Origin of the sequence: Kribbella qitaiheensis, from assembly GCF_042657745.1 — a bacterium.
Lineage (GTDB): Bacteria > Actinomycetota > Actinomycetes > Propionibacteriales > Kribbellaceae > Kribbella > Kribbella qitaiheensis.
This window is the reverse complement of the sequence record NZ_JBHSKE010000048.1, coordinates 451791-476764: the sequence shown is the minus strand read 5'-3', so window position 1 is coordinate 476764 and position 24974 is coordinate 451791. Positions and strand designations below refer to the sequence as shown.

Here is a 24974-nt window from a genome sequence, read left to right as displayed (position 1 = left end):
ACCCCCCCAACACCTGAACCTCGAGCTGACCGCATCCCACGCCAGCCAACCAAAGAGCAACAGGCTCTGGAACAGGTCACTTCCTGTCCGAGGTCCCGACTTGGTGTCCGAGCCCCCACCTTGTGCACCGGTTGAGCGTCCCGGTCGCCGGGATTTGCTCAGGTGGTGCACAAAGTCCCGGTTTCGGGGAGTCCCGCCGCCCTTCCGGGCAGGCCAACTCCCCGAAGGTCCAGGCAAGGCGACTCGCCGGGCCTTCCGGCAGAGGAAGTCCCCGAAGGTTTGGGCGGAGGAGCCCCCGGCCCTTGTCGCCACACCCCTCAGCGGCTCCGGGATAGCTGCGTCCTTCCCTGGTCGGGGTGGTGTGTGTCAAGAGCCGGAACTTGTTCCGATCCCGAAGGGACGCCGAAGGCGCTCTTGACGCACACCACCCCGACCAGCACCATCACGCAGCCCGGGGACGCAACCACCTCCGCCTATGGCTGACGCGACCACCCCGCCCCAAGCCCGGTGGAAACCACCTCAGCCGGAGTCGGCGGAACCAGACCAGCGCATTGTTCGCGACTACCCAGCCACGGAACGCAACGCGGGGTCAGGCGACCCGGGGGCCGACGTCCGCTGTTGCCTTCTCGCCAAGGAGCTCGGTCTGGGCAAGCACTTCCAGCCGGGGGCGTGGCAGTAGGCGGGGGCGGATGGCGATGCCCTGGCGGCGGGAGAAGTAGAGCGCCGATCCGGTGACGCCGAGCATGGTGAGACCGCCGCCGACGATCAGCGACCAGCGGGCGCCGAACTCCTGACCGACCCACCCGATGAACGGCGACCCGATCGGCGTACCGCCCATCAGGACCGTCATGTACAGCGCCATCACCCGGCCGCGCATGGTCGGCTCGATGCCGAGCTGCATGGTCGCGTTGGCCGCGGTCAGCATCGTCAGCGCGGTGAACCCGACCAGCGGAAGCACAGCGGCGAACGACAGGTACGACGGCATCAGGCCGCTGATGATGTCCATCGCGCCGAAGGCGAGCGCGGCCCCGATCACCAGCCGGCCCCGGGTCCGGACCCGCCGGGCGGCGAGCAACGCCCCCGCAAGCGAGCCGATCGCCAGGATCGAGCCGAGGATGCCGTACTCCCCCGCGCCCTTGTTGAACGCGCTGGTAGCCATCAGGGCGGACGTCATCTGGAAGTTCAGCCCGAAGGTGCCGGCGAAGAAGACCGCGACCAGCACCATCATCAGGTCCGGCCGGCGCCACAGGTAGCTCATCCCGTCGCGGATCATGCCCTTGTCGCGCCCGGCCATCTTCGGTGTGTGCAGCTCGTCGGGGCGCATCAGGTACAGGGACAGGATCACCGCGGCGTAGCTGACGCCATTGATCATGATCACCGGCCCGGTCCCGATCCAGGCGATCAGCAGACCGGCCAGTCCCGGGCCGATCAGCCGGGCCGCGTTGAAGGAGGCCGAGTTCAGGCCGACGGCGTTGGACAGGTCATCCTTGCCGACCATCTCGACCACGAACGACTGCCGGGTGGGCGCGTCGAAGGCGGTGCCGATGCCGAACACGAAGGCCAGTGCGTAGACGTGCCAGACCTGCACCAGGCCCGTGACGGCCAGGGTGCCGAGGACCAGAGCGACGGTGCCCATCGCGATCTGGGTGCAGGTCAGCACCCGGCGCTTGGGGAACCGGTCGGCGACGAGACCCGCGTACGGCGAGAGCAGCAGCGCGGGGAGGAACTGCAGGCCGGTGACGATGCCGAGCGCCGTCCCGGAGTGGGTCAGCTCCAGAACCAGCCAGTCCTGGGCGACGCGCTGCATCCAGGTACCGGTGTTCGAGATGATCGCGCCGGAGGCGTAGAGACGGAAGTTGCGGACTTTGAACGCGCGGAAGGTTGGGCTCATGGGGCCGCCAGGCGTTCGAGAACAGGTGCTGCCTTGCGCAGGATGTCGCGCTCCTCGGGGGTCAGTTTCTTCAGTTTGTTCTGCAGCCACTCGTCGCGGCGGCGCCGGTTGGCGCGCAGCAGGTGGTGCGCGGCGTCGGTCAGCTCGACCACGATCTGGCGTTTGTCGGTCTCGTGCGGGCGGCGGGTGACCAGGCCCGCCTCCTCCATGTTCGACACGATCCGCGTCATCGACGGCGGCTTGACCTGCTCGTGCGCGGCCAGCTCGCCGATCGTCATCGCGTCGTGCTTGCCGAGCGCACCGAGCACGCCGAGCTGGTTCGCGGTGAGGTCGTGGCTGTCCGCGCGCTGCCGGCGGATCTGCCGGGACAGCCGCAGCGTGGACGATCTCAGGGCGCTGGCCAGCCCGACGTCAGACTTCACCTGCTGGGCTACGACTTCGGGCATACCTTTAGCGTAACTCATTACTTTTGCTAACGAAAATGAGTTGCCGCCGTATTCCGTACTCAGTCAACGGATGACCCACCCCAGGCTCCGGGTACGCCGAACCGCCCCGCGCCCCGGGCGGACCGGGCGCAGGGCGGCGTGCGGTGGTAGGGACCGGTTGTTACCAGCGTGGGGTCGGCTGGGTCTTCAGGTCGTGGGGCTCCATGAAGCGGAAGCTGTTGCCGAACGGGTCGCTGATCGTCATCACCCGGGCCCACGGGGCGTCCTCGGGCCAGGGCACCCAGATGCCCGGTCCCCACACGTCCATCCTGGTGCGCTTCTCGTTCAGCTCGTCGTGCAACCGGTCCAGCTGGGCGGTCCAGATCCCGATCGTGGCGCCGGGCGACGCGACGTACCCGGTCTCGGTCAGGTGGAAGGTGCTGCCGGAGCGGGTGACCTGGCCGTAGAACGGGCCGTCCTGGCCGTCCGACGGGCCGCCGAAGTCGAGGCGGCAGCCGAGGAAGTCGACATAGAACGTCTTGGCCTGCTCGACGTCGAAGATCCGGAGTACCGGGATGGTGGTGACGGCGGCTCCCGAGCCGCCGTCTCCGTCGATCCCGGACAACTGCTCCGTCTTGGCCGCCATCACGTTCCAGTTGTCGTGCCCGAACTGCCGGGACACGATCTCCAGCGCCTCGCTGTGCGAGATCTCGGTCTGCTTGCGCTCGAGCAACTCGACCCGCAGCGTCTTCGCCATCATCTTGGCGTCGCGGAAGGTACGCATCTGATCCTCCAGGCGGACATCACCGACCAGTGCCTGCGTTGCTGATGCGTCCGCCACACGGAGAACCGGATCAGGAGGAGTAGCGATGCGTTCACCGAACCCGTGATCACCGGGCGCAGGCGGCCGGCCGCATCAGCCGTGCGATCAGGCTAGAAACCCCCGCCGACCCTGTCAACGACTACCCGGAGCCGCCCACGCAGGCGTCGCGGACGTCGCGGACGTCGCGGTCGACCGGCGGGTTGTCACCGGTGAGGGTGTCGTTCCCACGCTGGCCGTACAGGTTCAACAGAGGCGGCGGCGGCGACCTCGACTTCGACTTCGAGCGCGGATGGGACTCGACCGGCAGTTCGATCGCGTCTAGGTCCCTGCGTCGTACCCGACCAATTCGATCAGCGCCGCCCGGAGCGCCTCCAGTCGGTCCTCGCCGAGCTGGTCGGCCCAGGCGCGCTCGACAGTGCCTCCGGCCTTGCGCGATATCGGTCGGATCGCGAGCCCGGCCTCGGTGAGTACGACGCGCGACGCGCGCCGGTCGTTGGGATCTTGACGGCGCTCGACCAGGCCGGCCGCGACCAACTGCTCGACGCTTTGGGCCATGGTCTGCTTGCGCACGTTGGCCTTTGTGGCGAGCGCCTGGACGGTGACGCCCTCGGGCGGCACGAACGGGATCACTCGCGCATGTGCCGCGGTGAGGTCGCGGACGCCGAGCTTGTCGAGCTCGGCGTCCATCTCGGTGGACCAGCGCTGGTTCGCCAGGCGCAGCAGCAACCCGATGAGTGGTTGGGGACGCTCAGGCATATAGACAGTCTCCTGTCTTTCGATTACGGTGGACAGGTAACTGTCCATTGTAGGAAGGAGCACGACGGTGAACGCACCGAGACTCCCGTTCGGTACTGCGATGGCCCTCGCTGAGCGCAACCTGCGCGGTCCTCTGATCCGGATCCTCACCGAGGAGGACCTCGAGCCCGGCGCGTGGTTCACGCTCAACGCCCTCGGCCTGCGCGGCGGTACTCCGAAGACGACTGTCAAGGAACTGCTCTTCACCAGCGGGTACGACGACCCGAGCGTGGATGCGCTGCTCGCGCGCCTCGCCGCCGACGGACTCATCGAGGACGGCGACGAGCAGCTCAGCCTCACGTCCGCAGGAGCCGAGCGCTACGCGTCCGTCACTGACCGGATCGGCACGGTGACCGGTCGGGTATTCAGCCTCTTCGACGCGACCCGGGTCGAGACAGCCCGCACCCTTCTGCAGCAGATCGCCGAGACCGACCAGGCGACGATCGACGCGGCCGCGTTCGAGGATGCGCCGGCGTGAGAAGGCTCGCGTACACGGCCGGCCCGGCCGCGGTGCAGTCGATGGGGTAGCAGATGTGGTGGCTGATGACGCTGTGGGGTCACGGCTTCCGGCTCTACGCCTGACCCGGCGGCGGCGAAGTGGACCTTCCGAAGCGACAGGTGCCGCGGAGTCCTTCTGGATCTCAGGCGATGCCCTTGGACGGCGACTAGGGTTCGCTGGCATGGGGACACCACCGGAGCTGGCCCGGTACGAGCAGCGCTTCCGGCGCGCGGGGCTGCCGCTGTTCATCGAGGACTTCTCACCGTCGCACGACATCTTCAGCCGGGCGACGCCGCTGCTGGTGCTCGTCTTCATCCTGGAGATGCTCGGCGCGACCTCGCTCGAGTGGCCGCTCTGGCAGAACCTGCTCGCCGCCCTCGCCGGACTGGTCGTCCTGATCGGCGGCTTCGGCGTGCTCAACCGGCTCCGCGGCCGGCCGTTCTGGTCCTTCCCGACCCGCTTCGGCATCCCTGAGCTCGCCGTCTTCGTGCTGCTCCCGGCGCTGCTCCCGCTCGCCTCCGAGGGCCAGCTACGGCAGTTCTTCGGAGTGGCCCTCGGCAACCTTCTGCTCGTCGGACTGATCTACGCCGTGGTCGGCTACGGCCTGATCGGTACGACGTTCTGGGGCCTGCACCGGCTCGGGACCGAACTGGCGAGTTCGGTGGCCAGCCTGGTCCGCGCGCTGCCGCTGCTGCTGGTGTTCTCCCTGGTGCTGTTCGTGAACACCGAGATGTGGCAGGTGTTCGCCGGCATGCCGGTCGCCTTCATCGTCTTCTTCGCGCTCGCCTTCGCCCTGCTCAGCGACCTCTTCCTGATGCTGCGGCTGCCGAAGGAACTGGACGAGATCGAGAAGGACGCCGGCTCGGGTCCCCCGCTGCGCCGGATCCAACGACTGAACCTCAGCATCAGCCTGGTGGTCCGGCAGTGGATGCAGGTGCTCGTGGTCAGCACGGGCGTCGGCCTGTTCTTCGTCGGGTTCGGCCTGCTCGCGATCAGCCAGCACATCTACGACCAGTGGGGTGTCAGCCCGGGCGCCTGGTCGTACGAGTTCGAGCTGCTCGGGCATCCGCTGCTGATCAGTGCCGCCCTGGTCAAGGTCGCCGTCGGCATCGCGAACTTCACCGGGCTCTACTACTCGATCTCGCTGATGACGGATGCGACGTACCGGACCGAGTTCCTCGACAACGTCACCGCCGAACTCCGGGAGCTGTTCACCGCCCGCACGGAGTACCTCGCCCTGCGCGCCCGCCTGCTGCCGGCGGACAGCCCGCGCCCCTGAGCAAGGGCGCGGGCTTCAGCAGGTCAGACCTTCAGCGAGTCCTTCAGGAACTGCAGTTCGAATCGCATCAGACCTGCTACCGCGGCAGGCTCGGTAGGTCTGTGGGTGGCGCCCGACAGCGGGAGCACCTGGTGCGGACGTCCCGCCGCAAGCAGCGCGGCCGACATCCTCAAGGTGTGCGCCGCCACCACGTTGTCGTCGGCCAGGCCGTGGACCAGCAACAACGGTCGCTCGAGTTTCGCCGCGTCATTGATCGGTGACGACCGGTCGTAGTCCTCCGGGTGCTCGTCCGGATGGCCGAGGGACCGCTCGCGCCAATGCGTGTCGTACAACCGCTGATCGCTCGGCCCGGCCCCACAGATCCCGGCGTGGAATACATCCGGCCGCCGCAGTACCGCGGTCGCGGCGAGGGTGCCGCCGTAGCTCCAGCCGGTGATCCCGACCCGGGTCAGATCGAGGTCGGGGCAGTACTCCGCGGCCGCGTGCAGCGCCACCACCTGGTCCTCGAGGGGAGCCGTCAACGTGTCCCGGTGAACCGTCTTCTCCCACGCGGGTCCACGGCCCGGCGTACCGCGGCCGTCCGCGATGACCACGGCGAACCCGGCCTCGGCGTACCACTGCGCCGTGCAGAACCATCCGCCGGTCACCTTCATCGCGATCTGCATCGCCGGTCCGCCGTACGGCGCCATCAGCACCGGCAGTGGGTCGCCGGGTTGGTGCCAGGACGGCAGGAGCAACGCGGTGCGGAACTCCTGCGGCCCGGCCTTCAACCAGGTGATCCGCGGAGTCACCAAGGGTTGTGCCGCGTGCGAGGTGATCGGCTCGTCCGGACGGCCTTCGCGGCGGACGACGAACGCTCGGCCGGACTCGGTGTTCGAGCAGAGCACCAGCGCACCGTCGACCCGGGTGCCGGTGTGAGCACCCGGACCATCGCTCAACCGACGCAGCCCGGAAGCGTCGTACAGCCAGAGGTGGCACTCGGTCGGCTCGTCCGTCGCCTCGAAGAGCACAGACTCGCCCGAAACCTCCAGCACAGCTCGGATCTGCAGGCCTTCCGGCGTCACCGGTTCGCCGTCGATCACGAGCCGGCGGGTCTCTGGCTCGTCTGCGGTGTGGACGAGTCTGCCCGAGGTGGTGCGAGCCGGCGTCCCAGAGATGATCTCCACCCAGGCGGGATCGAGTTGCTCGTGCAGCAGCCGGGTCTCGCCGGTGTCCGGATCGGCCGTGAGGACCCACAGCGTCTGCTGATCGCGCGACTGCACGCTGAGCAACGGTCCGTGGGTATCCCAGGCCGCCGAGACCAGATACTCGTACGCCGCGTGGTCCCAGGTCAGCTCGACGGATCCGCCGGCCAGGTCGAAGGCGTGCAGAGTGACCATCGCGTTCGGGGTGCCGGCGGCCGGGTACGCGATCTGGCGGGGAGGCCGGTCGGGGTTCGCCGGGTCCGCGATCCACCAGCGCTGGACCGGGGTGAGGTCGACCCTCGTGGCCAGCAGCCGGGTGCCGTCAGGCGACCACCAGTGGCCGCGGTAGCGACCCATCGATTCCGACGCGACGTGCTCGGCCAGGCCCCAGCTGACCTCGGGATCCTCGTCCCCGGCCAACCGCAGGTCGTTGCCGTCGGCAAGTTCCACGACGTGCATCGCCCCATCGGTGACATAGGCGACGCGGCTGCCGGTCGGATCCAGCCGCGGATCGACCACCGGCCCGGCGGTCTCCACCTGCCGGAGCGACTCGGGCTCCGCAAGGTCGAGCGTCCAGAGGCGGCCGTTGACGGCGAAGGCGACCCTGCTCAGCGCGGTGTCGGCCGAGTAGGCGACCACACCGGCCGAGCTCTCGCGGGCGCGTTCCTGGCGGATGCGCTCGGCCTCCGGGATCGGGCCGGTGGCGCCGAGGTGCTCGGGAGCGACCACCAGGCGCTCCTCGCCGCCTTCTTGGAGCCAGAGGCAACTACCGCGGTCCTCGCCGCCGCGGGTGCGCAGGAAGAGCACCCGGTTTCCATCGGGTGACAAGGTGAAATCGCGCGGCAGGCCGAGAGTGAAGCGGCGGGTCCGCGCGGACTGGGCTGGGAATTCGTTCGTATCCATAACCGGGACTCTGGGCTCCCTATCCGGACCGGTGATCAGGGAAGTGAGAGTACGACAACGATCGGACACTTCTGAGTGGAAGACAGTGGATCGGTCGTCAGATGCCGGAGAGCCCGGACGAACGTCATTCTAGCAATCCCCGCTCCGGCGCTGAGATGTGGGTAGGCGGCACGCCAAAGATGAGCAGGCGTCGCCGATGTAGGCGACCCGGCCGCCGGCATCCAATGGGAGCACCAGAACGAATCTCCCAGCGGAAGAACGCGGATGACCACGGAGTACACGGACCTGACCCACCGGCGACTGCCTCAGACCGGTCGGTCACACAGCGTCAGGTGAGCCAGTCGCCGAGCGGTCCGATCGCGAAGTAGATGACGAAGAGCGCGGAGACGATCCACATCAGCGGGTGCACCACGCGGGCCTTGCCGAGGACCACCTTGAGCAGCACGTAGGAGACGAACCCGGCGCCGATCCCGGCCGAGATCGAGTAGGTGAACGGCATCAGGATGATGGTCAGGAAGGCCGGGAACGCGATCTCGAAGTCGTCGAAGTCGATGCCCTTGACCTGCATCATCATCAGGAACCCGACCAGCACCAGCGCCGGCGTGGCCGCCTCGTACGGGACCAGGGTGACCAAGGGCGCGATCACCATCGAGATCAGGAAGCAGATCCCGGTGACGACGCTCGCCAGCCCGGTCCGCGCCCCTTCACCGACACCGGACGCGGACTCGATGTACGACGTGTTGCTGGAGACCGAGGCGGCTCCACCGGCGGAGGCCGCGACGCTGTCGACGATCAGGATGCGCTGCGTGTTCGGCGGCGTGCCGTTCTTGTCCAGCAGGCCGGCCTCCGCGCCGATCGCGGTCATCGTGCCCATCGTGTCGAAGAAGTCGGCCAGCATCAGGGTGAAGATCAACAGCAGCGACGAGATCACGCCGACCTGCTCGAACGAGCCGAACAGGTTGAACTCGCCGATCAGGTCCAGGTTCGGCTTGGAGAACCAGTCGTCCGGCACCTTCGGCACGCTCAGGCCCCAGCCACCCGGGTTGTCGGCGGTCCGGGCGCCGACCTCGAAGATCGCCTCCACCACGATCGCCAGCACGGTGGCCGCCAGGATCCCGATCAGGATGGCGCCCTTCACCTTGCGGGCGTAGAGCGTGATGATCACGACCAGGCCGACCACGAAGATGAGCACCGGCCAGCCGCGCAGGTTGCCGCCGACCCCCAATTCCACCGGCGGTCCGCTCGCCGCCGCCGGCCGGCGGACGAAGCCGGCGTCGACCACCCCGATGAACGCGATGAACAGGCCGATGCCGACGCTGATCGCGATCTTGAGTTGTCGTGGCACCGCCTCGAAGACAGCCTTGCGGAACCCGGTCAGCACCAGGATCAGGATGATGATGCCCTCGATCACCACCAGGCCCATCGCGTCGGCCCAGGTCATCTTGGCCGCCACGCTGAACGCGATGAAGGCGTTCAGGCCGAGCCCGGCGGCCAGCGCCAGCGGGAAGTTCGCCACCAGCCCCATCAGGATGGTGACCACCCCGGCGACCAGCGCCGTACAGACCGCGACCTTGGCGATCGACACCGCGGGATCGAGGCCGCCGCCGATGTACTGGCCGGCGCCGTCCTTGACGGTGCCGATGATCAGCGGGTTCAGCACCACGATGTAGGCCATCGTGAAGAAGGTGACCAGCCCGCCGCGGACCTCGCGGCTGACCGTCGAGCCACGATCGCTGATCTTGAAGAAGGAGTCGACGAAGCCTGATCGGGAGCGGGCGGTGTCAGCTTGGGGCGAGCTCATGACGGAATGGTGCCAGTTCGTGGCGCCGGGTGGCGAGCGGTTCCGCGAACCCGTGTCGCCGCCCGGCTGACCACACCGTCCACTGACCACAGCGCCGTCTGACCGCACCGGCAGCCGAGCGGGGGCGGGGACTAAGGTGGAAGCGTGGCAGACCAGAACGAGACGCCGGCCTCGAAGAAGCGCACCGACCCGACCAGTCAGCTGGCCCGGGGCGAACTGGTGCACGCCGAGGTCAAGCCGCTCGACCTGTCCGGCATCCCGTCGGTGATCACCGGCATCGTCGCCTGGGCGATCGCCTTCGTGGTGCTGCTGATCTTCCGCGACGACCTGAAGAAGAACGGCACCGAGTGGTGGTTGTGGGTCACCGTGGCCGGCTTCGGGCTGGGCTGGATCGGTCTCGCCTACTGCCGCCACCGCTGGGCCGCCATCCAGGCGGGCCATCGCCCGGCCACCGAAGACTGACTCAGCCTTCGGTCTGATCCGACTCGGCGGCCTCTTCCACGACCTCGTCGTCCGACTCGGGCTCGGCGGCCGCCTCGACCTCCGCCTGGACCGCGTCAGCTTCCTGTACTTCGTCGTCGGTCGCCGGGGTGGTCTCCATCGCGAGCTCGTCGTACCCGGTGGTGTCGAAGGCGTGCTCGGTCGACGGGTGGTCCGGCGCGTCGATCACCACATCCGAGTGGGCTCCGCAGCCGTAGTCGAAGGACACGCTGCGCCCGAACCCGGGCGCCATCTCGTTGGTGCAGACGGCGAAGGCCTGACCGAGGCTGTCGGCGAGGCGGACCGAGTACCCGCAGGTGTAGCACTTGTACGGAACGGCCTGGGCGATCGGCGACGTCGGGCCGAACTCACCGGCGTACCAGAGGTCGGCCGCGTCCTGCCGGCCGATCGGTGACAGCACCCGCTCGCGACCCAGCCCGAGCTCCTCGACGACCTCGAGCACGTCCTCGGGCGCACCGGTGTCGGTGAATCCGGCCTCGAGCCGCGGGTCGTCCGGCAGCGTCGGGAACAGGTCGCCCGCGCGCAGGTCGCCCGGCTGGACGCGGTCCGACCACGGCACCCACTCAGGCGCGACGATCGCCTCGTCGCCGGGCAGCATCACGACCTCGTTGACGGTGACGGTCTTCGCGCGGGCGGCGCGGGTCACCGTGACGGCCCACCGCCAGCCCCGGTAGCCGGGGTGGGTGGAGGCGAAGTAGTGCGTGACGAGCCGCTCGCCCTCGACCCGGTGACCGAGGTGTTCCCCGACCTGGGCGGCGCCGGCTTCCTCGATCGCCGCCTCACGGGCAGCCTCGACCGCCGCGACGCTGATGGCGTCAGGCTTGGCGCGAACCGGTTCCGGAGTCTTGACGGGAGTCACAATCGGTCATTCTCGCACGGGCGCGGCTCCGAACCGAACCGTACCGTGACGAGAAACGCGCGCGGTCGGCACTGCGGTCTGTCCCCACCGCAAGGCAGGATGGTGACATGGAAAGCCCGGACCCCGCAGAGCAGCCGCGCAGTACGGCGGGTGAGCGGCTGGGCAGCGCGAGCAAACGGCTCGGCGACGCCAGCAAGAAGGTCGGGCACGCGTCCAAGACCGGCGCCAGCGGCTTCGCCTCCGCCTCGCGCAAGACCGCGAACGTCACCGGCCGCTTCGGCAAGGCGACCGGGCGTCGCATCCGCGGACTCACCGGCGCGCAGGGAGCCCGCGAATCAGGTCTGTCCCGGCTGATCGAACTGGGCGCGGTGAACGCGGCCGGCGACACCGCCTTCGCCGTGTCACTCGCGGGGACGGTGTTCTTCGCGGTACCGAGCTCGCAGGCTCGTGACCGGGTCGCGTTGTTCCTGGTGCTGACGATGGCGCCGTTCGCGTTGATGGCGCCGCTGATCGGGCCGATCCTGGACCGGTTCCGGCACGGGCGTCGCTGGGCGATCGGGGCCACGCTGGGATTGCGCGGCTTCCTGGTCTGGAGCCTTGCCGCGTCGATCCACGAGAGCTCTGCCTGGTTGTATCCAGCCGCCCTCGGGTGTCTGGTCGCCTCCAAGGCCTATGGGGTCACCCGCGCATCCGCAGTACCGCGGTTGTTGCCCAAGGACGTCACCCTGGTCACGGCCAACTCGCGGATCTCCTTGGCCGGCCTGGCCGGCGCGACCGTCGGAGCCGGCCTCGCGGCTGCCTTCGCCGCGATCGGACCGCAGTGGTCGCTGCGCTGGGCCGCGGTCGTCTACACGGTCGGCCTGATCCTCGCGATCCGGCTGCCGAGCCGCGTCGACTCCCCCGCCGGCGAAGAAATGACCGGTACTGCGGGACGCGACGCCCGGCGACGGGCGATCACCGCGGCGGTGGCGCGCGGGATCCGGTGCAACCTGGGACTGCGGTTCGTCTCGGGCTTCCTCACCATGTATCTGGCCTTCCTGCTGCGGGACCGGCCGATCAGCGGGATCGACGGGGTGGTCGCCGCGGGGGCGGTGATCGCCGCTGCCGGCATCGGCAACAGCCTTGGAACCATCGCCGGATCGTTGCTCAAGGCAAGAAAACCTGAGACCGTCGTGCTGGTCGTGCTGCTGGCGGACGTGGTGGTAGCCATCGGGGTGGCGGTGTTCTACGGCTTCCCGATGCTGATCACGCTCGGCCTGGTCGCCGGGCTGTGCAGTTCGCTCGGCAAGCTGTCGCTGGACGCGATGATCCAGCGCGACGTGCCCGAGTCGGTCCGGACGTCGGTCTTCGCGCGGTCCGAAACCGTTCTCCAACTGGCCTGGGTGCTCGGCGGCGGCTGCGGCATTCTCCTCCCCCTGATGCCCCGCGTGGGCTTCGGCTTCCTCGCCGGGATCCTCGTCCTGGTGGTCGTTCTGGTCGTCCGCCACAAACCCACCATTCCCGCACCCCGTCCCCGTCCCGGCTCACCCACCTCGCGTGGGGCCGGCGGTCCTGGTTCTGGCGGTCCCGGTGGTTCAGGTGGTCGCCGACCTGCCGGTCAGGGTGGTCCGCCGGAACCGCGGACCGGCACCACCCGCACGATCCTGACCAGCGACCCGGAGTCGATCGCCGAACGCCGCGCCAACCGCCCGCGAACGGACTCCCGCACCCGCTACACCGAGCCGACCGTCGAGCTCCGCTTCGACCCGAACGACGACGACTCCACCCGCCCCGACCCGACCGTCGGCCAGCAGCCCCGGGAAACCGGTGGAGTGCAGGGACAGGCGGTGGGCCGCTGGTGGAGCGGTCAGCCGGACGACGACGAGACCGTCGAGGACGAGGCTCCCTGGGCCGCCGACAAGACTGTCGAGAACAAGCAGCCGCCCCGCGACGAGCCATCCGAACGTAGGCCGGGGCCCTTCCGGCGACGCCGGTCGGACCCCGATGCCGGCTCGACCCGCCGGCCCCCACGCTGACTCAGTTCACCACCACCGCGGCCGGCTTGTCGGCCTCGGTGACCTCACTCTCCTCGCCCTCGTGGTCCGCCGGCTCGCCGACAACTGGGGTCGGGTGCGAGGTGCCGCGGAGGACCAGGGTCACGGCGACGGCTGTGGCCGCCAGCAGGATGGTGCCGACCAGGGCGGCCACGTTCATGCTGTGGTTGAAGGAGTGGCGAGCTGTGGTGAGCAGCGCGTCGGCCAGGTTTGCCGGGAGTTGTGCGGCAGTGGCGGTTGCTCCGGCCAGACCTTCGCGGGCGGCTGCGGCGGCGCCGGCGGTGAGGCCCGACGGCAGGTGCGTGTCCAGGTCGCTCCGGTAGGCCGCAGTACCGATGCTTCCCAGGACCGCGATGCCCAGCGCTCCACCGAACTCGCTGCAGGTCTCCATCAGCGCGGACGCCGATCCGGCTCGCTCGGGCGCGACCGAGCCGACCACGGCCTCGGTGACCAGCGCCATCACCATCACCAGCCCGGCGGCGAGCAGACCCGCACCACCAAGCAGTACTACGAGGCTCGACTCGACCTGCATCTGAGTCAGTACGCCGAACCCGGCCGCCGCGACCACGAACCCGCCGCCCAGGACGTACGCCCGGTCGACCTTCCGCGCCAGCGCAGTACCGAGTGGCGCCGCGCCACCCACGACGACCGACGGAACCAAGGACCACAGAGCAGCCTTCAGCGGGCTCATCCCGAGGACCAGTTGCAGGTACTGCGTCATGAAGACCGCGTTGCCGACCAGCGCGACCATGCCGATGGTGTTCGCGGCCAGCGCCCCGCTGAAGGCGCGGTTGCGGAACATCGGGAGCTCAATCATCGGGTGCTCCGCGGTGCGCTGCCGCTGGATGAAGGCCAGGCCGACGAGCAGACCGAGGACGATGCTGACGATCGGCAGCATGGCGACACCGTGCGCGGCCAGTTCCTTGATCCCCCAGATCACCGGCAGCACGGCACCGAGCGACAGGAACGAGCTGAGCAGGTCGAAGCGCCCACGCACGGTCGCCTTGAACTCGGGCAGCAGCACCGGCGCGAGGACCAGCAGCAGGAGCATCGCCGGGGTGTTGATCAGGAACACCGAGCCCCACCAGAACTGCTCCAGCAGGACACCGCTGAGCACCGGGCCGAGCGAGATGCCGCCCATCATCACCGCACTCCAGAACGCGATCGCCTTACCTCGCTGGACCGGGTCGTGGAACATGTTCCGGATCAGCGCCAGCGTCGACGGCATCAGGGTCGCGCCACCGATGCCGAGCACCGCGCGGGCGGCAATCAACTGCTCGGGAGTCTGCGAGTACGCCGCCGCGACCGAGGCGAGCCCGAACGCGATCGCCCCGAAGATCAGCAGCCGGCGCCGGCCGATCCTGTCCCCCAGCGAGCCCATCGTGATCAGCAGGCCGGCGAGCACGAAGCCGTAGATGTCGAAGATCCACAGTTGCTCGGTCGCCGACACCCCGAGGTCGGCGCTGATGAACGGGACCGCGAAGTACAGCACCGACACGTCCATCGAGACCAGCAGCAGCGGCAGCGCGAGCACGCCGAGTGCGATCCATTCCTTCCGGCCGGCCTTCGGACCGGCGAGCTCCGCAGTGCTCATGACCCCTCCAGAGATCTGTGTACGACGCACACTGTGTGCGCCATACGCAGACCATAACAAGTATCTGTCTATGCTGTAAACAGATAAGATTCCGGCAGTTCACGGGATCGGGAGGAGTACGCGATGAGCGAGACGGCGGAGGACCTGCCGCGGGTGCTGCAGCAGTTGTGGGGACTCGAGGGTCCGGCGCGGCCGGGACCGAAGCCGACGTTCCACATCAGCGATCTCGCCCGCGCCGCGATCAGGCTGGCGGACGCCGGCGGCCTCGGGGCGGTCTCGATGAGCAAGGTGGCGGCCGAGCTGGGCCGCACCACGATGTCCCTCTACCGGTACGTCGACTCCAAGGACGACCTGTACGTCGTGATGCTGGAGGAGGCCTTCGGTCCACCGGCTCCGGTGGACCCCGGGGCGGACTGGCGGGAGCGGATCACCACCTGGGCGGTGACGTTCCGGGAGGCCATCCGGCGGCACCCCTGGGCGCTCCAGGTGCCGGTATTCGAACCGCCGCTGTCACCGTTGCAGTTGGAGTGGATGGAGAACGGGCTGCGCGCGTTCGAGGACACACCGTTGACCCCGCAGGACAGCCTGTCCGCGATGCTGCTGGTGAACATCTATGTCCGTGGAGTCGGGGCGCTGACCATGGACATGGCCACCAAGGACGAGGACGCCGGCGAGGCGAACCTGACGTACGCCCGGCGGCTCAAGCTGCTGGCCGACCCCGAGCGCTTCCCTGCCATCGCAGGCAACCTGGCGGCCCGGCCCACCTCGGACTTCGACGTCGACTACGACGCCGACGACTTCTCCTTCGGCCTGGACACGGTCCTCGACGGCATCCAGGCCCTGATCACCCGCCGCACCGCCTGACAACAGCCCGTACTGCGGCGCTGCGCCCGGCCGCACGTCCTCAGGAACGTGCGGCAGGGCGCAGCGAAGTACAGGGTTGGTCAGATGTCGAGCTTGTCCGCGACGCCGCGGAGCACGGTGGCCACCCCACGGGCGGCCTTGCTGTCGGGGTGGCGGCCGCGGCGGTAGCCCTCGCCGATGTTGTCGAGCAGCTTGATCAGGTCCTCGATGACGAGGGCCATCTCCTCGGGCTTGGGCCGCATCGCCTTCGCCACCGAGGGCGGCGGGTCGATCAGCCGGACCTGCAGCGCCTGCTCACCCTTGCGGCCCTCGACGACACCGAACTCGACCTTCTGGCCCGGCTTGAGGTTGGTCACTCCCGCCGGCAGGGCCTCCGCCCGGACATAGACGTCCCCGCCTTCCTCCTTGCTGAGGAAGCCGAACCCCTTCTCGGAGTCATACCACTTGACCTTGCCTACAGGCACGGGAACCTCTTCGGTGTCAATCGTCGGAACAGGACGGAGGGGTACCGGACAGGCTGCCCGGGCCGGCTACCCAGCGTACGTGAACCCGGGTGGCTGCGCCTGTCGGAAACTATCTGATGAGGCAACGATTCCGCACCGCTGATTCTCGTATTCCCCGGCGAGCCCCGGCTCTCTGACCACGGTACGTCGGGCACACCAGCGCAAGCCCGAGCGGCCGGCTCAGCTCAGCGGAAGCGCTCGGGATCGGGGAGCCGCTCGTTCATCGAGCCCGAGCGGAAGCCGCGGGGGTCGACGGCGGCCGCGGCGAAGCCCACCGCGCGGACCAGCTCGACCAGAGCCGAAATGTCGACCGTGCCGAGCAGGCCGGCGTCGATCTCGATGCTCGCCGACTCGCCGAGATCCCGCACCCGGACGTTCTGTACGCCGTACGGAGCGAGGTGGTCACGGACAGCTTGCTCGGCGCGGTCCACCCGGACCAGCAGGTTCGGCGTGATCCGGATGCCGTACGCGATCCGGCTGGACAGGCAGGCGGCGGCCGGCTTGTCGGACGTCTCCAGCCCCCAACTGCGGGAGGCCTCGCGGATCTGCGCCTTCGTCAGCCGCGCGTCCCGGAGCGGGGTGATCGCGCCGCGCTCGAAGGCGGCCCGGATGCCCGGCCGGAACCCGGCGATCGCGTCGTCCGCGTTCGTCCCGGTGGCGATCGCGTCGATGCCGAACTCGTCGGCGATCGGCTGCAGCGTTTCCACCAGCTCGGCCTTGCAGAAGTAGCACCGGTCGCCCGCGTTGGCCTGGTACCCCTCGCGGTCCATCTCGTGCGTGTGCGGGGTGACGTGCCGAACGCCGAGGCTGTCGGCGAACCGCGCGGCGGGCTCCAGCTCGGCCACCGGCAGGCTCGGGCTGACGGCGGTCGCCGCGACCACGTTGGCCGGGCCGATCGCCCGCGCGGCCGCTGCGAGCAGGAATGCGGAGTCCGCGCCGCCGCTGAACGCGACCACCATGCTCTGGTAACCCGACAGCCGCTCCATCAACGCTTCCAGCCGCTGCTCGAGCACATACTCGTCAAGCCAGGCAGGGAACTCGGTCAGGTCGTTCAGTACGACGTCCGCACCGTAAGCGCGCAGCTCGTCCGCGGTGAACGGCCCGGTGGCAACGCTCACCGCGACTGCACCGGCAGCTCGGGCACCGTCGATGTCAGCAGTGTGGTCGCCGACGTAGATGGTCGCCTTGTGCTCCCGCAGCGCGATGCCCTTCTCGGCGCCGTGCAGATCGCCGATCGGCTCGTCCACGTCCAGCCCGAGGTGGTCCAGGTGCAGCTTCACGCTCGGCGCGTACTTCGCCGACACCACCACCGTGCGTCCGCGGAGCGCCCGGATCGCGGCCAGTGACTCGGCCACTCCAGGCAGCGGCAGGCTGCCGGTGATCGCGTGCGACGGGTAGTGCTCGCGGTACCGCGACACCATCGCGTCGACCTGCTCCTCGGGGAACCAGTTCGCCATCTCCCAGGTCAGTGGCGGCCCGAGCCGGCTCACCACCAGGTCGGTGTCGATCGGTACGCCGGTCTCGGCCGCGAGCAGATCCCAGACGGCCCCGATGCCCGGCCGCGAGTCGATCAGCGTCATGTCCAGGTCGAACCCGACAACAAGCTCCGGCACGTCGGTGGTCACGGAAGGCGGCTGGATCTCGGCGGTTGACACGTCCCCAACCCTACTTCTTCCCGGCCCGGCACCTTCCAGCGCGCTCATCCAGAGGTTGACATAGTTGATTGTCATGTCTGGACTCTTGACATCCAGGCATGAAATGTAAAGCCTTGGCCGCATGGACTCGTTTGCCGATCGGACCAAGCGCAGGTTGCGCGAGGAACTGCTCGACGCCGCGTACGACGCGATCGTGGCCGGCGGGTATTACGGGCTCCGGATGGCCGAGGTCGGGCGGCGGACCGGGGTGTCCCGGCAGACCGTCTACAACGAGTTCGGCGACAAGTGGGGGGTGCTGCAGGCGGTCGCCGCGCGCGAGACCGAGCGCTTCCTGGTCGACGTGAACGCCGCGCTGGCCGAGCATGCCGACCCCATCGAGGGTCTCCGGGCCGCCATCGAGCGGGCCCTGAATCTTGCGTCGGACAACCCGCTGATCAAGGCCGCGCTCGGCCAGCCGGGATCCGACCAGGCCAGTCAACTGCTGACCACACGGGGGCAGCAGGTGCTGGAGCTGAGCCACCAGCGGCTCGACGCGCACGTGCGCGAACACTGGCCGGAGGTCCCGGCCGACGACGCGACCACCTGCGTGGACATCGCGCTGCGCGTCGTACTGAGCCACATCGTCAATCCCGGCGCGGCTCCGGCCGTCGTCGCGGCGCAGGTGGCACGGGTTCTGGGTCCCTTTCTCAGCAACAGCTGAAGAAACAGTCTGAGTTCTCGGAGGTAGGCATGACGACGACGACCAATCCTCTTCACCGGCAGGGTTTCAGCTCGCTGCGGGCCGGCGGTCTCAACTGGGACGCGCTGCCGCTGCGGCTGTTCGACAAGGGCAACCGCAAGTTCTGGAACCCGCGCGACATCGACTTCAGTCAGGACGCCCGCGACTGGCAGGCCTTCACCGACAACGAGCGCGAGGCCGCGTCGATGCTGTGCGCGCAGTTCATCGCCGGCGAGGAGGCGGTCACCGAGGACATCCAGCCGTTCCTGCAGGCGATGGCGAGTGAGGGACGGTTCGGAGACGAGCTGTACCTGACCCAGTTCTGCTTCGAGGAGGCCAAGCACACCGCGGTCTTCCGGATGTGGCTGGACGCGATCGGCGTGACCGTCGACCTGCACCAGTACATCGAGAGCAATCCCGGCTACCGGGCGATCTTCTACGAGGCTCTTCCGGTGGCGCTGAGGTCCCTCGCCGACGACCCGTCACCGGCGAACCAGGTCCGGGCCTCGGTGACCTACAACCACGTGGTGGAAGGCACTCTGGCCCTCACCGGCTACCACGCGTGGAACCTGCTCTGCACCGGTCGCGGCGTCCTGCCCGGCATGCAGGAACTCATCCGCCGGATCGGCGACGACGAGCGCCGCCACATGGCCTGGGGCACTTTCACCTGCCGACGCCACATCGCGGCCGACGAGTCCAACTGGAAGGTCGTCACCGACACGATGGAGGATCTGCTCCCGCACGCCCTCACCCAGATCCAGTGGGCCCTGGACACCATGCCGGAGATCCCGCCGGAGATCGACCCGACGGCCTTGATGACGTACGCCGGCGACCGCGCCACTCGCCGCCTCGGCGCGATCGAGTCCGCCGTCGGCGCCGACGTAGCCGGTATCGACCTCGACTACTCCCCCGAGAAACTCGAGGACGTCTTCGGCGACGAGGACTCCGCGGCGCTGGCCGCCGTCCGCTGACGCTCTCAGCGCAAGGAGTCGTAGAGATCGAGGTGTGCCTCTTCGGCCACCGGGCCGAGCACGATCGGCGCGACCCCGAGCTCGACCGCACGAGCTTCCCACCGGGCCCGGAAGTCCCGGTAGTCGATGCTCACTACAGTGAGCCGGACGGATGGAGGGACGACGCGGATGGCCAGTTGGGACGACGTCGGGAAGATCGCCCTGAGCCTGCCGGAAACTACGCCCGGCGAGGCGCATGAAGGCTCGCCCGCGTACGACGTCGCCGGCAGGCAGTTCGCGCGGCTCCGCTGGGACGAGGGCCGGGAACTCCTGCAGTTCTGGGCCGTAGACCGAGAGGGGTTGGCTGCGAGCAACCCCGAGGCCTATTCGCTCTGGAAGGCCTTCCCTGCGGCCGTTTTCGCCTGGCTCGACCAACTGGACACCGACGAAGTCCGCGAGATCATCACCGACTCCTGGCGCGCCCGAGCCCTCAAGCGCCTCGTCAAGGCGCACCCCGAAGTCAGCTGAGACCGAGGAGGTCCAGGGACTTCTCGCGCATCTCGACCTTGCGGATCTTGCCCGTGACTGTCATCGGGAAGTCGTCGACGAGGAGGACGTAGCGGGGGATCTTGTAGTGGGCGAGCTTGCCGGTGGCGAACTCCTTGATGGCGCCCGCGTCGAGGGGATCGGCGCCGTCCTTGAGTTTGATCCAGGCGCAGAGTTCCTCGCCGTACTTGTCGTCCGGTACGCCGATCACCTGCACGTCGGCGATGTCCGGGTGGGTGTAGAGGAATTCCTCGATCTCGCGCGGGTACACGTTCTCGCCGCCGCGGATCACCATGTCCTTGATCCGGCCGACGATGTTCACATAGCCGTCCTCGCGCATCACCGCCAGGTCCCCGGTGTGCATCCAGCGGGCCTGGTCGATCGCCTCGGCGGTCTTCTCCGGCTCGTCCCAGTAGCCCAGCATCACCGAGTACCCGCGGGTGCACAGCTCGCCGGTCTCACCGCGTGGAACGACCAGCCCGGTGGCCGGGTCGACCAGCTTCACCTCGACGTGCGGCATCACCCGGCCGACGGTCGACGTACGGCGGTCCAAGTCGTCGTCGCGGCGGGTCTGCGTCGACACCGGCGAGGTCTCGGTCATGCCGTAGCAGATCGCCACCTCGGCCATGTGCATGTCCGACACGCACCGCTTCATCACCTCGATCGGGCACGGCGACCCGGCCATCACGCCGGTCCTGAGCGACGTCAGGTCGTACGACGCGAAGTCGGGCAGACCGAGCTCCGCGATGAACATCGTCGGCACTCCGTACAGCCCGGTGCAGCGCTCGTCCTGGACCGCCTTCAGAGTGGCCGCCGGGTCGAACGCCGGTGCAGGGATCACCATGCACGAGCCGTGCGTAGTACAGCCGAGGTTGCCCATCACCATGCCGAAGCAATGGTAGAAGGGCACCGGGATGCAGAGCCGGTCGTCAGGGCCGAACCCGATCGTCTCGGTGACGAAGTAGCCGTTGTTCAGGATGTTGTGGTGCGAGAGCGTCGCGCCCTTGGGGAATCCGGTGGTCCCGGACGTGTACTGGATGTTGATCGCGTCGTCGAAGCTCAGCTGCGCCGCTCGCTCGTCCAGTTGCTCCTGGCTGACCGTGGAGGCCGCGGAGACCACCGCGTCCCAGTCCGGCGTACCGATGTAGACGACGTCCTCGAGCGCGGCGCAGTCCGGCCGGACCTCGTCGACCATCTTGCGGTAGTCGCTCGTCTTGAACTCGGTGGCGGAGATCAGCACCTTCACACCCGACTGGTTCAGCGCATAGGCAAGCTCGTGGGTCCGGTAGGCCGGGTTGATGTTGACCAGAATCGCGCCGATCGCAGCGGTCGCGTACTGGCTGATGGTCCACTCGGCGCAGTTCGGCGCCCAGATCCCGACCCGGTCCCCCTTGGCGATCCCGCGCCCCATCAACCCGCGCGCGAAGGTGTCCACCGCGACCCCGAACTCGGCGTACGTCCACCGCCGCCCGCTCGCGACCTCGACCAGCGCCTCCCGGTCCCCGTACTGCGCGACCGTCCGTCTGAGGTTCTCTCCGATCGTCTCCCCCAGCAACGGCACCTCGGAAACCCCGGACGCATAAGAAGGCAGCCTCATCCCGCCATCGTGGCCCCCGCCGCCGACCCCGACAAGGGCCGACTCCCCGATTGTTCACTTGAGTGGGCATATGACCTCTCAAGTGGTCATATGCCCGTTATAGTGGTCAATGAGAGAGGTGAGCATAATGCAGTTCTCGGAGCCGATATCGACCGTTTTCCCTGGACTCCACGGGCGAGTTCTCAGTGTGCTCGCCCAGACTGACACTGCGTTGACCGGCCGAGCCCTGGCAGGCCTTCTTCACACGCCTGCCAGCACCAGCGGCGTACAGAAGGTGCTGGACGACCTGGTCCGCAACGGCGTGGTCAGTTCCGAACCGGCAGGCCGGGCAAAGCTCTACACCTTGAATCGGGATCACGTCGCCGCCCCGGCGATCGAAGAGCTGGCGAACCTCCGCGACCGGTTCGTCGATCGCCTGCGGGCCGAGGCCGAGACCTGGGAGATCTCGGCTGCCGCGGTCTGGTTGTTCGGCTCCACCTCACGCGGGCAGGGTGGAGCAGACAGCGACATCGACATCCTGGTCGTACGCCCGGATGACATCGCCGAATCCGATCCCCAGTGGCTGCTGCAGGTCGAGACCCTTGCCGAGCACGCTACCCGCTGGACGGGCAACCCCTGCGAGATCGTCGAGTACAGCAGTCGCGAACTGAAGCAACTCGTCCGTCGCGGAGAACGCCTCGTCACCGAACTCCGCCGCGACGCCCTCCCCGTCGCCGGCGCACCACCCCGCCAGACCCTGAACCGAAAGACTGCTTGATGAAGGCACTGGACGCCGCCCGAGCCCACCTGACCAAAGCACAGGAGTTCCTCGAGGCCGCCGAACTGACGAACGACCTGGACCTCTTCAACGCCGCCGCCTGGAACCCAGCCTGGAACCCAGCCACCGTCCCAGATGCGAACAGTTGTTCGAGTTCGGGGAAACTGGATGTGGACGGCAAGCAATGTCATGACCAACTCTCCGTGTGGCGCGATCGCGGAGCGTGGTGGAGTGGTTACGCTTGTAGGGAGGGGTGTGAGGCATGGGCTGGTCGACCGAACGGCATGCCCGCAGCGAGTGTCCGCCTGGCCGCACCGCGGAGGCGGCGCAGCGAAGCGCTGCGGTGGCCGAGCGTGTCCTGGCATTGCAAGGAGTGCTGACTGCCGCTCTCGCCACCGAGGTTCGGGGCACCGATCTGCAGAGGTTGAAGCGCGCGCCTCGCCGGGCGCCACCGGCCGTGCCGGAGGCGGATCTGGTACCGCGGCCGGGGCCGATGTGGGCGGCCTTCGCGCCACCTGGTCCCCGGCCGGTGGTGGGCTGGTTCGGCGGTGAGCGGCGGTATGCCCGACGGCTGGCGGAGGCCGAGGACAGGTTCGCCGAGGCGATCGAGCGGCACCGGGCCGCCGAGGAGACCCGCCGTACCAGGGTCGCCCGGGCCACCCGGGACCAGGCGGAGCAGCAACGCCGGCTCGACGACGCCACCGCCGAGCAGCACGCGCGGATCGACGAGTACCAGCGCGCCGTGGAATCCCGCGACCGGCGAGCGGTGAGCCGCTACTTCCAGAAGGCGCTCGACCGCGCTGCCGAGCCGCTCGACTTCCCGCGCCGCCGGAGGGCCGGCTATGTCCCGGAGTCCACCCTGCTGGCGTTGGAGTGGGACCTGCCGGACCTGACCGTCGTACCGGCCGAAGCGGCGTACCGGTATGACAAGGAGCGGGACTCGGTGGTCCCGGTGCCGCGGCCGGACAAGGAGATCCGGCTGCTCTACCAGCAGCTCGTAGCCCAGCTCGCGCTGCGGGCCTTGCACCTCGTCTTCGGCAACGACCGGTACGACGTGGTCGAGACGGTGGTCTTCAACGGCATGGTGGAGTCGGTGGACCTGGCCACCGGGCGGATGGTGCGGCCGTGTCTCATCACGCTGCGGGCGACCCGCGAGCAGTTCCAGTCGCTGGTGCTCGACCAGCTCGACCCGGTCGCGTGCGTACGGCACTACTTCGCCGCGGAGGTCTCCCGGCACCCGGAGGAGCTGCAGCCGGTCGAACCTCTGCTGGACTTCGATCTGGCGGATCCCCGCGCCATCGAGCCGATGGACGTGATCAGCGAGATCGACAGCCGGCCCAACCTGCTGGAGCTCACCCCGGACGAGTTCGAGCACCTGGTGCACAACCTGCTGAGCCGGATGGGCCTCGAGACCCGCCTGTTCCGTCGTGGCAACGATGGTGGAATCGATTGCGTGGCCTACGACCCGAGGCCTATCACCGGCGGCAAGTTCGTCGTCCAGGCGAAGCTCTACACCCGCACCGTGCCGCCCTCCGCGGTGCGGGACCTCTTCGGCACCGTGCTCGACGCCGGGGCGACCAAGGGCATCCTGATCACCACCAGTGGCTTCGGGCCGTCCAGCTACCAGTTCGCCAACGGCAAGCCGCTGCAGCTGATCGACGGCACCGGGCTGTTGGCCCTCTGCCACCAGCACGACATCCCTGCCCGGATCGTGCCCCGCGCTAGCTGATCGGCGACTCGTAGATCAGCAGCTCGGTGCCGCTGGCTCCCTCGCCGTCGTCAGGAGCCGTGAAGAGCCGGAGCTTCGTGCCGTCGACCTCCATCGCGACCGCGTTGCGAGTGACCGAGTGCCCGGCCGTGGAGAAGGCAGGGAACGGGATCTCGTGCAGGATCCGGTTGTGGTCCTTGAGGTCGAGCAGTGCGAGGCCGCCGAGCTCGTAGCTGCCCCCGGTTGCGGTCGGCAGGCCGGTGACTCCACCGCACAACTGCTTGCTCCGGCTCACGTAGTCGCAGTCCTGGTAGTCCAGCAGGTGGCTCTGGTTGGCCTCAGCCGCCAACTGCTTGCCGGAAGCCGTCCACTCGAACAGCGTGCGCGACCCCCAGCTGACGCCGTGCACCAGCCCGGTACGCCGGTCGCGGACCACCCCGCCGACGTGGTCCTTCACCCGGAACTGCTCGGTGACCTTGTACGTCTTCGGGTTCACCTTGTAGACGATGGCCCGTGAGTTCGGCCGGTACTCCGCGGCCGGGACCCACACGTTCTCCCCGTCGTAGTCGATGCCACCCGGGTGGTACGCCGTACCCTCGCCGACGCGGATGTCCTTCTTCAGGTTGCCCTGCCGGTCCATTACGAAGAGGTGGCCGATCCCCTTGCCCGGGCTGCGGTCGTACCCGTCGACCGGCTTCGGGTAGGGCACCGGCGCCTCGAGCACCTCCACGCTGGACAGGAAGATCAGGTCTCCCACCAACGCGAACCCCTGCGGGTGGTAGGTCGGGAACCGCAACGGGATCCGTGCCACCTGCGACCACGCGGTACTGCGGGTGGTGGCTCCGAAGGCCTGGGCCACTCTGTCGTCGCGGCCGGTGGCGTCGGCGCCGGCCACGGTCAGACCGGTCAGCAGCGCTCCCGCCATCACGGTCGCCAGCAACGTTTTGCTTCGCATCGAAACTCTCCCTGGGGTCTGGTGATCAGGCAGCCTGCGCCGACCAGGCGACGCCAGGCCCTCCGCCAGCTGACCAGGAAACGGTGACTGGGTGAAGGGTTCGGGGCGCGCTGGGCGGCGAAGTACGGCGTGAG

General features: G+C 68.6%; 22 protein-coding genes and 1 pseudogene. 10 read left to right on the top strand and 13 right to left on the bottom strand.

All coding sequences use genetic code 11. The features are described from left to right. Positions 1-589 precede the first annotated feature (589 nt). From ACFPJ1_RS31245 to ACFPJ1_RS31230, 4 genes are all read right to left on the bottom strand, one after another. Positions 590-1891 carry an MFS transporter gene (locus tag ACFPJ1_RS31245; RefSeq protein ID WP_380109365.1) on the bottom strand — a complete coding sequence of 434 codons (1302 nt, stop codon included), beginning with the start codon at positions 1889-1891 and terminating at the stop codon, positions 590-592. Beyond that, positions 1888-2337, bottom strand: a complete 450-nt coding sequence (locus ACFPJ1_RS31240; RefSeq protein WP_380109363.1) for a MarR family winged helix-turn-helix transcriptional regulator — start codon at positions 2335-2337, stop codon at positions 1888-1890. The genes ACFPJ1_RS31245 and ACFPJ1_RS31240 overlap by 4 nt, the downstream gene beginning before the upstream one ends. A gap of 160 nt (positions 2338-2497) precedes the next feature. Continuing rightward, positions 2498-3100 carry a glyoxalase superfamily protein gene (locus tag ACFPJ1_RS31235; protein WP_380109361.1) on the bottom strand — a complete coding sequence of 201 codons (603 nt, stop codon included), beginning with the start codon at positions 3098-3100 and terminating at the stop codon, positions 2498-2500. Between the two features lie 357 nt (positions 3101-3457). Then, positions 3458-3895, bottom strand: a complete 438-nt coding sequence (locus tag ACFPJ1_RS31230) for a MarR family winged helix-turn-helix transcriptional regulator (protein WP_380109360.1) — start codon at positions 3893-3895, stop codon at positions 3458-3460. Between the two features lie 67 nt (positions 3896-3962). Here ACFPJ1_RS31230 and ACFPJ1_RS31225 point away from each other — a divergent pair, with 67 nt between their 5' ends. Then, positions 3963-4412 carry a MarR family winged helix-turn-helix transcriptional regulator gene (locus tag ACFPJ1_RS31225; RefSeq protein WP_380109359.1) on the top strand — a complete coding sequence of 150 codons (450 nt, stop codon included), beginning with the start codon at positions 3963-3965 and terminating at the stop codon, positions 4410-4412. Between the two features lie 202 nt (positions 4413-4614). Then, entirely contained in the window at positions 4615-5712 is a 1098-nt protein-coding gene (locus ACFPJ1_RS31220) for a hypothetical protein (RefSeq protein WP_380109358.1), read from the top strand. A 23-nt stretch (positions 5713-5735) separates the two neighbouring features. Here ACFPJ1_RS31220 and ACFPJ1_RS31215 read toward each other — a convergent pair whose 3' ends face one another. Together ACFPJ1_RS31215 and ACFPJ1_RS31210 are read right to left on the bottom strand one after the other, a co-directional pair. Next, entirely contained in the window at positions 5736-7799 is a 2064-nt protein-coding gene (locus tag ACFPJ1_RS31215; RefSeq protein ID WP_380109357.1) for a S9 family peptidase, read from the bottom strand. 328 nt (positions 7800-8127) lie between these two features. Then, entirely contained in the window at positions 8128-9600 is a 1473-nt protein-coding gene (locus ACFPJ1_RS31210) for an NCS2 family permease (protein ID WP_380109356.1), read from the bottom strand. A 144-nt stretch (positions 9601-9744) separates the two neighbouring features. On the opposite strand from ACFPJ1_RS31210, the gene ACFPJ1_RS31205 reads away from it, so the two are divergent. Continuing rightward, complete coding sequence (locus tag ACFPJ1_RS31205; protein WP_380109355.1) at positions 9745-10062, top strand: DUF2530 domain-containing protein; 318 nt, start codon at positions 9745-9747, stop codon at positions 10060-10062. A 133-nt stretch (positions 10063-10195) separates the two neighbouring features. Here the strand turns inward: ACFPJ1_RS31205 and ACFPJ1_RS31200 are convergent. Then, positions 10196-10970 (bottom strand): annotated as a pseudogene (locus ACFPJ1_RS31200) (DUF3027 domain-containing protein); the annotation flags it as partial. A 97-nt stretch (positions 10971-11067) separates the two neighbouring features. Here ACFPJ1_RS31200 and ACFPJ1_RS31195 point away from each other — a divergent pair. Next, positions 11068-12975, top strand: coding sequence for an MFS transporter (locus tag ACFPJ1_RS31195; protein WP_380109353.1), 1908 nt, complete (start codon positions 11068-11070; stop codon positions 12973-12975). Between the two features lies 1 nt (position 12976). Here ACFPJ1_RS31195 and ACFPJ1_RS31190 read toward each other — a convergent pair whose 3' ends face one another. Further along, positions 12977-14587 (bottom strand): MFS transporter, encoded by a 1611-nt coding sequence (locus ACFPJ1_RS31190; RefSeq protein ID WP_380109352.1) that lies wholly within the window; start codon positions 14585-14587, stop codon positions 12977-12979. Between the two features lie 123 nt (positions 14588-14710). Between ACFPJ1_RS31190 and ACFPJ1_RS31185 the strand changes: the two genes are divergently transcribed. Continuing rightward, positions 14711-15451 (top strand): TetR/AcrR family transcriptional regulator, encoded by a 741-nt coding sequence (locus ACFPJ1_RS31185; protein ID WP_380109350.1) that lies wholly within the window; start codon positions 14711-14713, stop codon positions 15449-15451. Positions 15452-15531: 80 nt separating this feature from the next. On the opposite strand, the gene ACFPJ1_RS31180 is transcribed toward ACFPJ1_RS31185, so the two are convergent. Together ACFPJ1_RS31180 and larE are read right to left on the bottom strand one after the other, a co-directional pair. Further along, positions 15532-15915: a cold-shock protein gene (locus ACFPJ1_RS31180; RefSeq protein WP_132190825.1), complete on the bottom strand. Its 384-nt coding sequence runs from the start codon at positions 15913-15915 to the stop codon at positions 15532-15534. Positions 15916-16139: 224 nt separating this feature from the next. Beyond that, positions 16140-17609 carry an ATP-dependent sacrificial sulfur transferase LarE gene (gene larE / locus ACFPJ1_RS31175; protein ID WP_380109348.1) on the bottom strand — a complete coding sequence of 490 codons (1470 nt, stop codon included), beginning with the start codon at positions 17607-17609 and terminating at the stop codon, positions 16140-16142. A gap of 121 nt (positions 17610-17730) precedes the next feature. On the opposite strand from larE, the gene ACFPJ1_RS31170 reads away from it, so the two are divergent. Then, positions 17731-18309 carry a TetR/AcrR family transcriptional regulator gene (locus tag ACFPJ1_RS31170; protein WP_380109347.1) on the top strand — a complete coding sequence of 193 codons (579 nt, stop codon included), beginning with the start codon at positions 17731-17733 and terminating at the stop codon, positions 18307-18309. Positions 18310-18338: 29 nt separating this feature from the next. After that, positions 18339-19298 (top strand): R2-like ligand-binding oxidase, encoded by a 960-nt coding sequence (locus ACFPJ1_RS31165; protein WP_380109345.1) that lies wholly within the window; start codon positions 18339-18341, stop codon positions 19296-19298. A gap of 5 nt (positions 19299-19303) precedes the next feature. Here the strand turns inward: ACFPJ1_RS31165 and ACFPJ1_RS31160 are convergent, their stop codons facing one another. Continuing rightward, positions 19304-19432, bottom strand: coding sequence for a hypothetical protein (locus tag ACFPJ1_RS31160; protein WP_380109343.1), 129 nt, complete (start codon positions 19430-19432; stop codon positions 19304-19306). A gap of 34 nt (positions 19433-19466) precedes the next feature. Here ACFPJ1_RS31160 and ACFPJ1_RS31155 point away from each other — a divergent pair, with 34 nt between their 5' ends. Then, positions 19467-19805: an MmcQ/YjbR family DNA-binding protein gene (locus ACFPJ1_RS31155; RefSeq protein ID WP_380109342.1), complete on the top strand. Its 339-nt coding sequence runs from the start codon at positions 19467-19469 to the stop codon at positions 19803-19805. On the opposite strand, the gene ACFPJ1_RS31150 is transcribed toward ACFPJ1_RS31155, so the two are convergent. After that, positions 19798-21420, bottom strand: coding sequence for an AMP-binding protein (locus ACFPJ1_RS31150; protein WP_380109340.1), 1623 nt, complete (start codon positions 21418-21420; stop codon positions 19798-19800). The two genes, ACFPJ1_RS31155 and ACFPJ1_RS31150, sit on opposite strands and share 8 nt — an antisense overlap. A gap of 187 nt (positions 21421-21607) precedes the next feature. Between ACFPJ1_RS31150 and ACFPJ1_RS31145 the strand changes: the two genes are divergently transcribed. Both ACFPJ1_RS31145 and ACFPJ1_RS31140 read left to right on the top strand, forming a co-directional pair. Continuing rightward, entirely contained in the window at positions 21608-22177 is a 570-nt protein-coding gene (locus tag ACFPJ1_RS31145) for a nucleotidyltransferase domain-containing protein (protein WP_380109338.1), read from the top strand. Positions 22178-22520: 343 nt separating this feature from the next. After that, entirely contained in the window at positions 22521-23906 is a 1386-nt protein-coding gene (locus ACFPJ1_RS31140) for a restriction endonuclease (RefSeq protein WP_380109336.1), read from the top strand. On the opposite strand, the gene ACFPJ1_RS31135 is transcribed toward ACFPJ1_RS31140, so the two are convergent. Next, on the bottom strand, positions 23899-24840 hold the full coding sequence (locus ACFPJ1_RS31135; RefSeq protein WP_380109333.1) for a DUF6454 family protein: 942 nt from the start codon (positions 24838-24840) through the stop codon (positions 23899-23901). The two genes, ACFPJ1_RS31140 and ACFPJ1_RS31135, sit on opposite strands and share 8 nt — an antisense overlap. Positions 24841-24974: the final 134 nt, after the last annotated feature.

Excerpts from the sequence above, each read along its gene's own strand:
- ACFPJ1_RS31245 (WP_380109365.1), bottom strand. The coding sequence starts at position 1,891 with ATGAGCCCAACCTTCCGCGCGTTCAAAGTCCGCAACTTCCGTCTCTAC.
- ACFPJ1_RS31240 (WP_380109363.1), bottom strand. The coding sequence starts at position 2,337 with ATGCCCGAAGTCGTAGCCCAGCAGGTGAAGTCTGACGTCGGGCTGGCC.
- ACFPJ1_RS31235 (WP_380109361.1), bottom strand. The coding sequence starts at position 3,100 with ATGCGTACCTTCCGCGACGCCAAGATGATGGCGAAGACGCTGCGGGTC.
- ACFPJ1_RS31230 (WP_380109360.1), bottom strand. The coding sequence starts at position 3,895 with ATGCCTGAGCGTCCCCAACCACTCATCGGGTTGCTGCTGCGCCTGGCG.
- ACFPJ1_RS31220 (WP_380109358.1), top strand. The coding sequence starts at position 4,615 with ATGGGGACACCACCGGAGCTGGCCCGGTACGAGCAGCGCTTCCGGCGC.
- ACFPJ1_RS31215 (WP_380109357.1), bottom strand. The coding sequence starts at position 7,799 with ATGGATACGAACGAATTCCCAGCCCAGTCCGCGCGGACCCGCCGCTTC.
- ACFPJ1_RS31210 (WP_380109356.1), bottom strand. The coding sequence starts at position 9,600 with ATGAGCTCGCCCCAAGCTGACACCGCCCGCTCCCGATCAGGCTTCGTC.
- ACFPJ1_RS31195 (WP_380109353.1), top strand. The coding sequence starts at position 11,068 with ATGGAAAGCCCGGACCCCGCAGAGCAGCCGCGCAGTACGGCGGGTGAG.
- ACFPJ1_RS31190 (WP_380109352.1), bottom strand. The coding sequence starts at position 14,587 with ATGAGCACTGCGGAGCTCGCCGGTCCGAAGGCCGGCCGGAAGGAATGG.
- ACFPJ1_RS31185 (WP_380109350.1), top strand. The coding sequence starts at position 14,711 with ATGAGCGAGACGGCGGAGGACCTGCCGCGGGTGCTGCAGCAGTTGTGG.
- ACFPJ1_RS31170 (WP_380109347.1), top strand. The coding sequence starts at position 17,731 with ATGGACTCGTTTGCCGATCGGACCAAGCGCAGGTTGCGCGAGGAACTG.
- ACFPJ1_RS31165 (WP_380109345.1), top strand. The coding sequence starts at position 18,339 with ATGACGACGACGACCAATCCTCTTCACCGGCAGGGTTTCAGCTCGCTG.
- ACFPJ1_RS31155 (WP_380109342.1), top strand. The coding sequence starts at position 19,467 with ATGGCCAGTTGGGACGACGTCGGGAAGATCGCCCTGAGCCTGCCGGAA.
- ACFPJ1_RS31150 (WP_380109340.1), bottom strand. The coding sequence starts at position 21,420 with ATGAGGCTGCCTTCTTATGCGTCCGGGGTTTCCGAGGTGCCGTTGCTG.
- ACFPJ1_RS31135 (WP_380109333.1), bottom strand. The coding sequence starts at position 24,840 with ATGCGAAGCAAAACGTTGCTGGCGACCGTGATGGCGGGAGCGCTGCTG.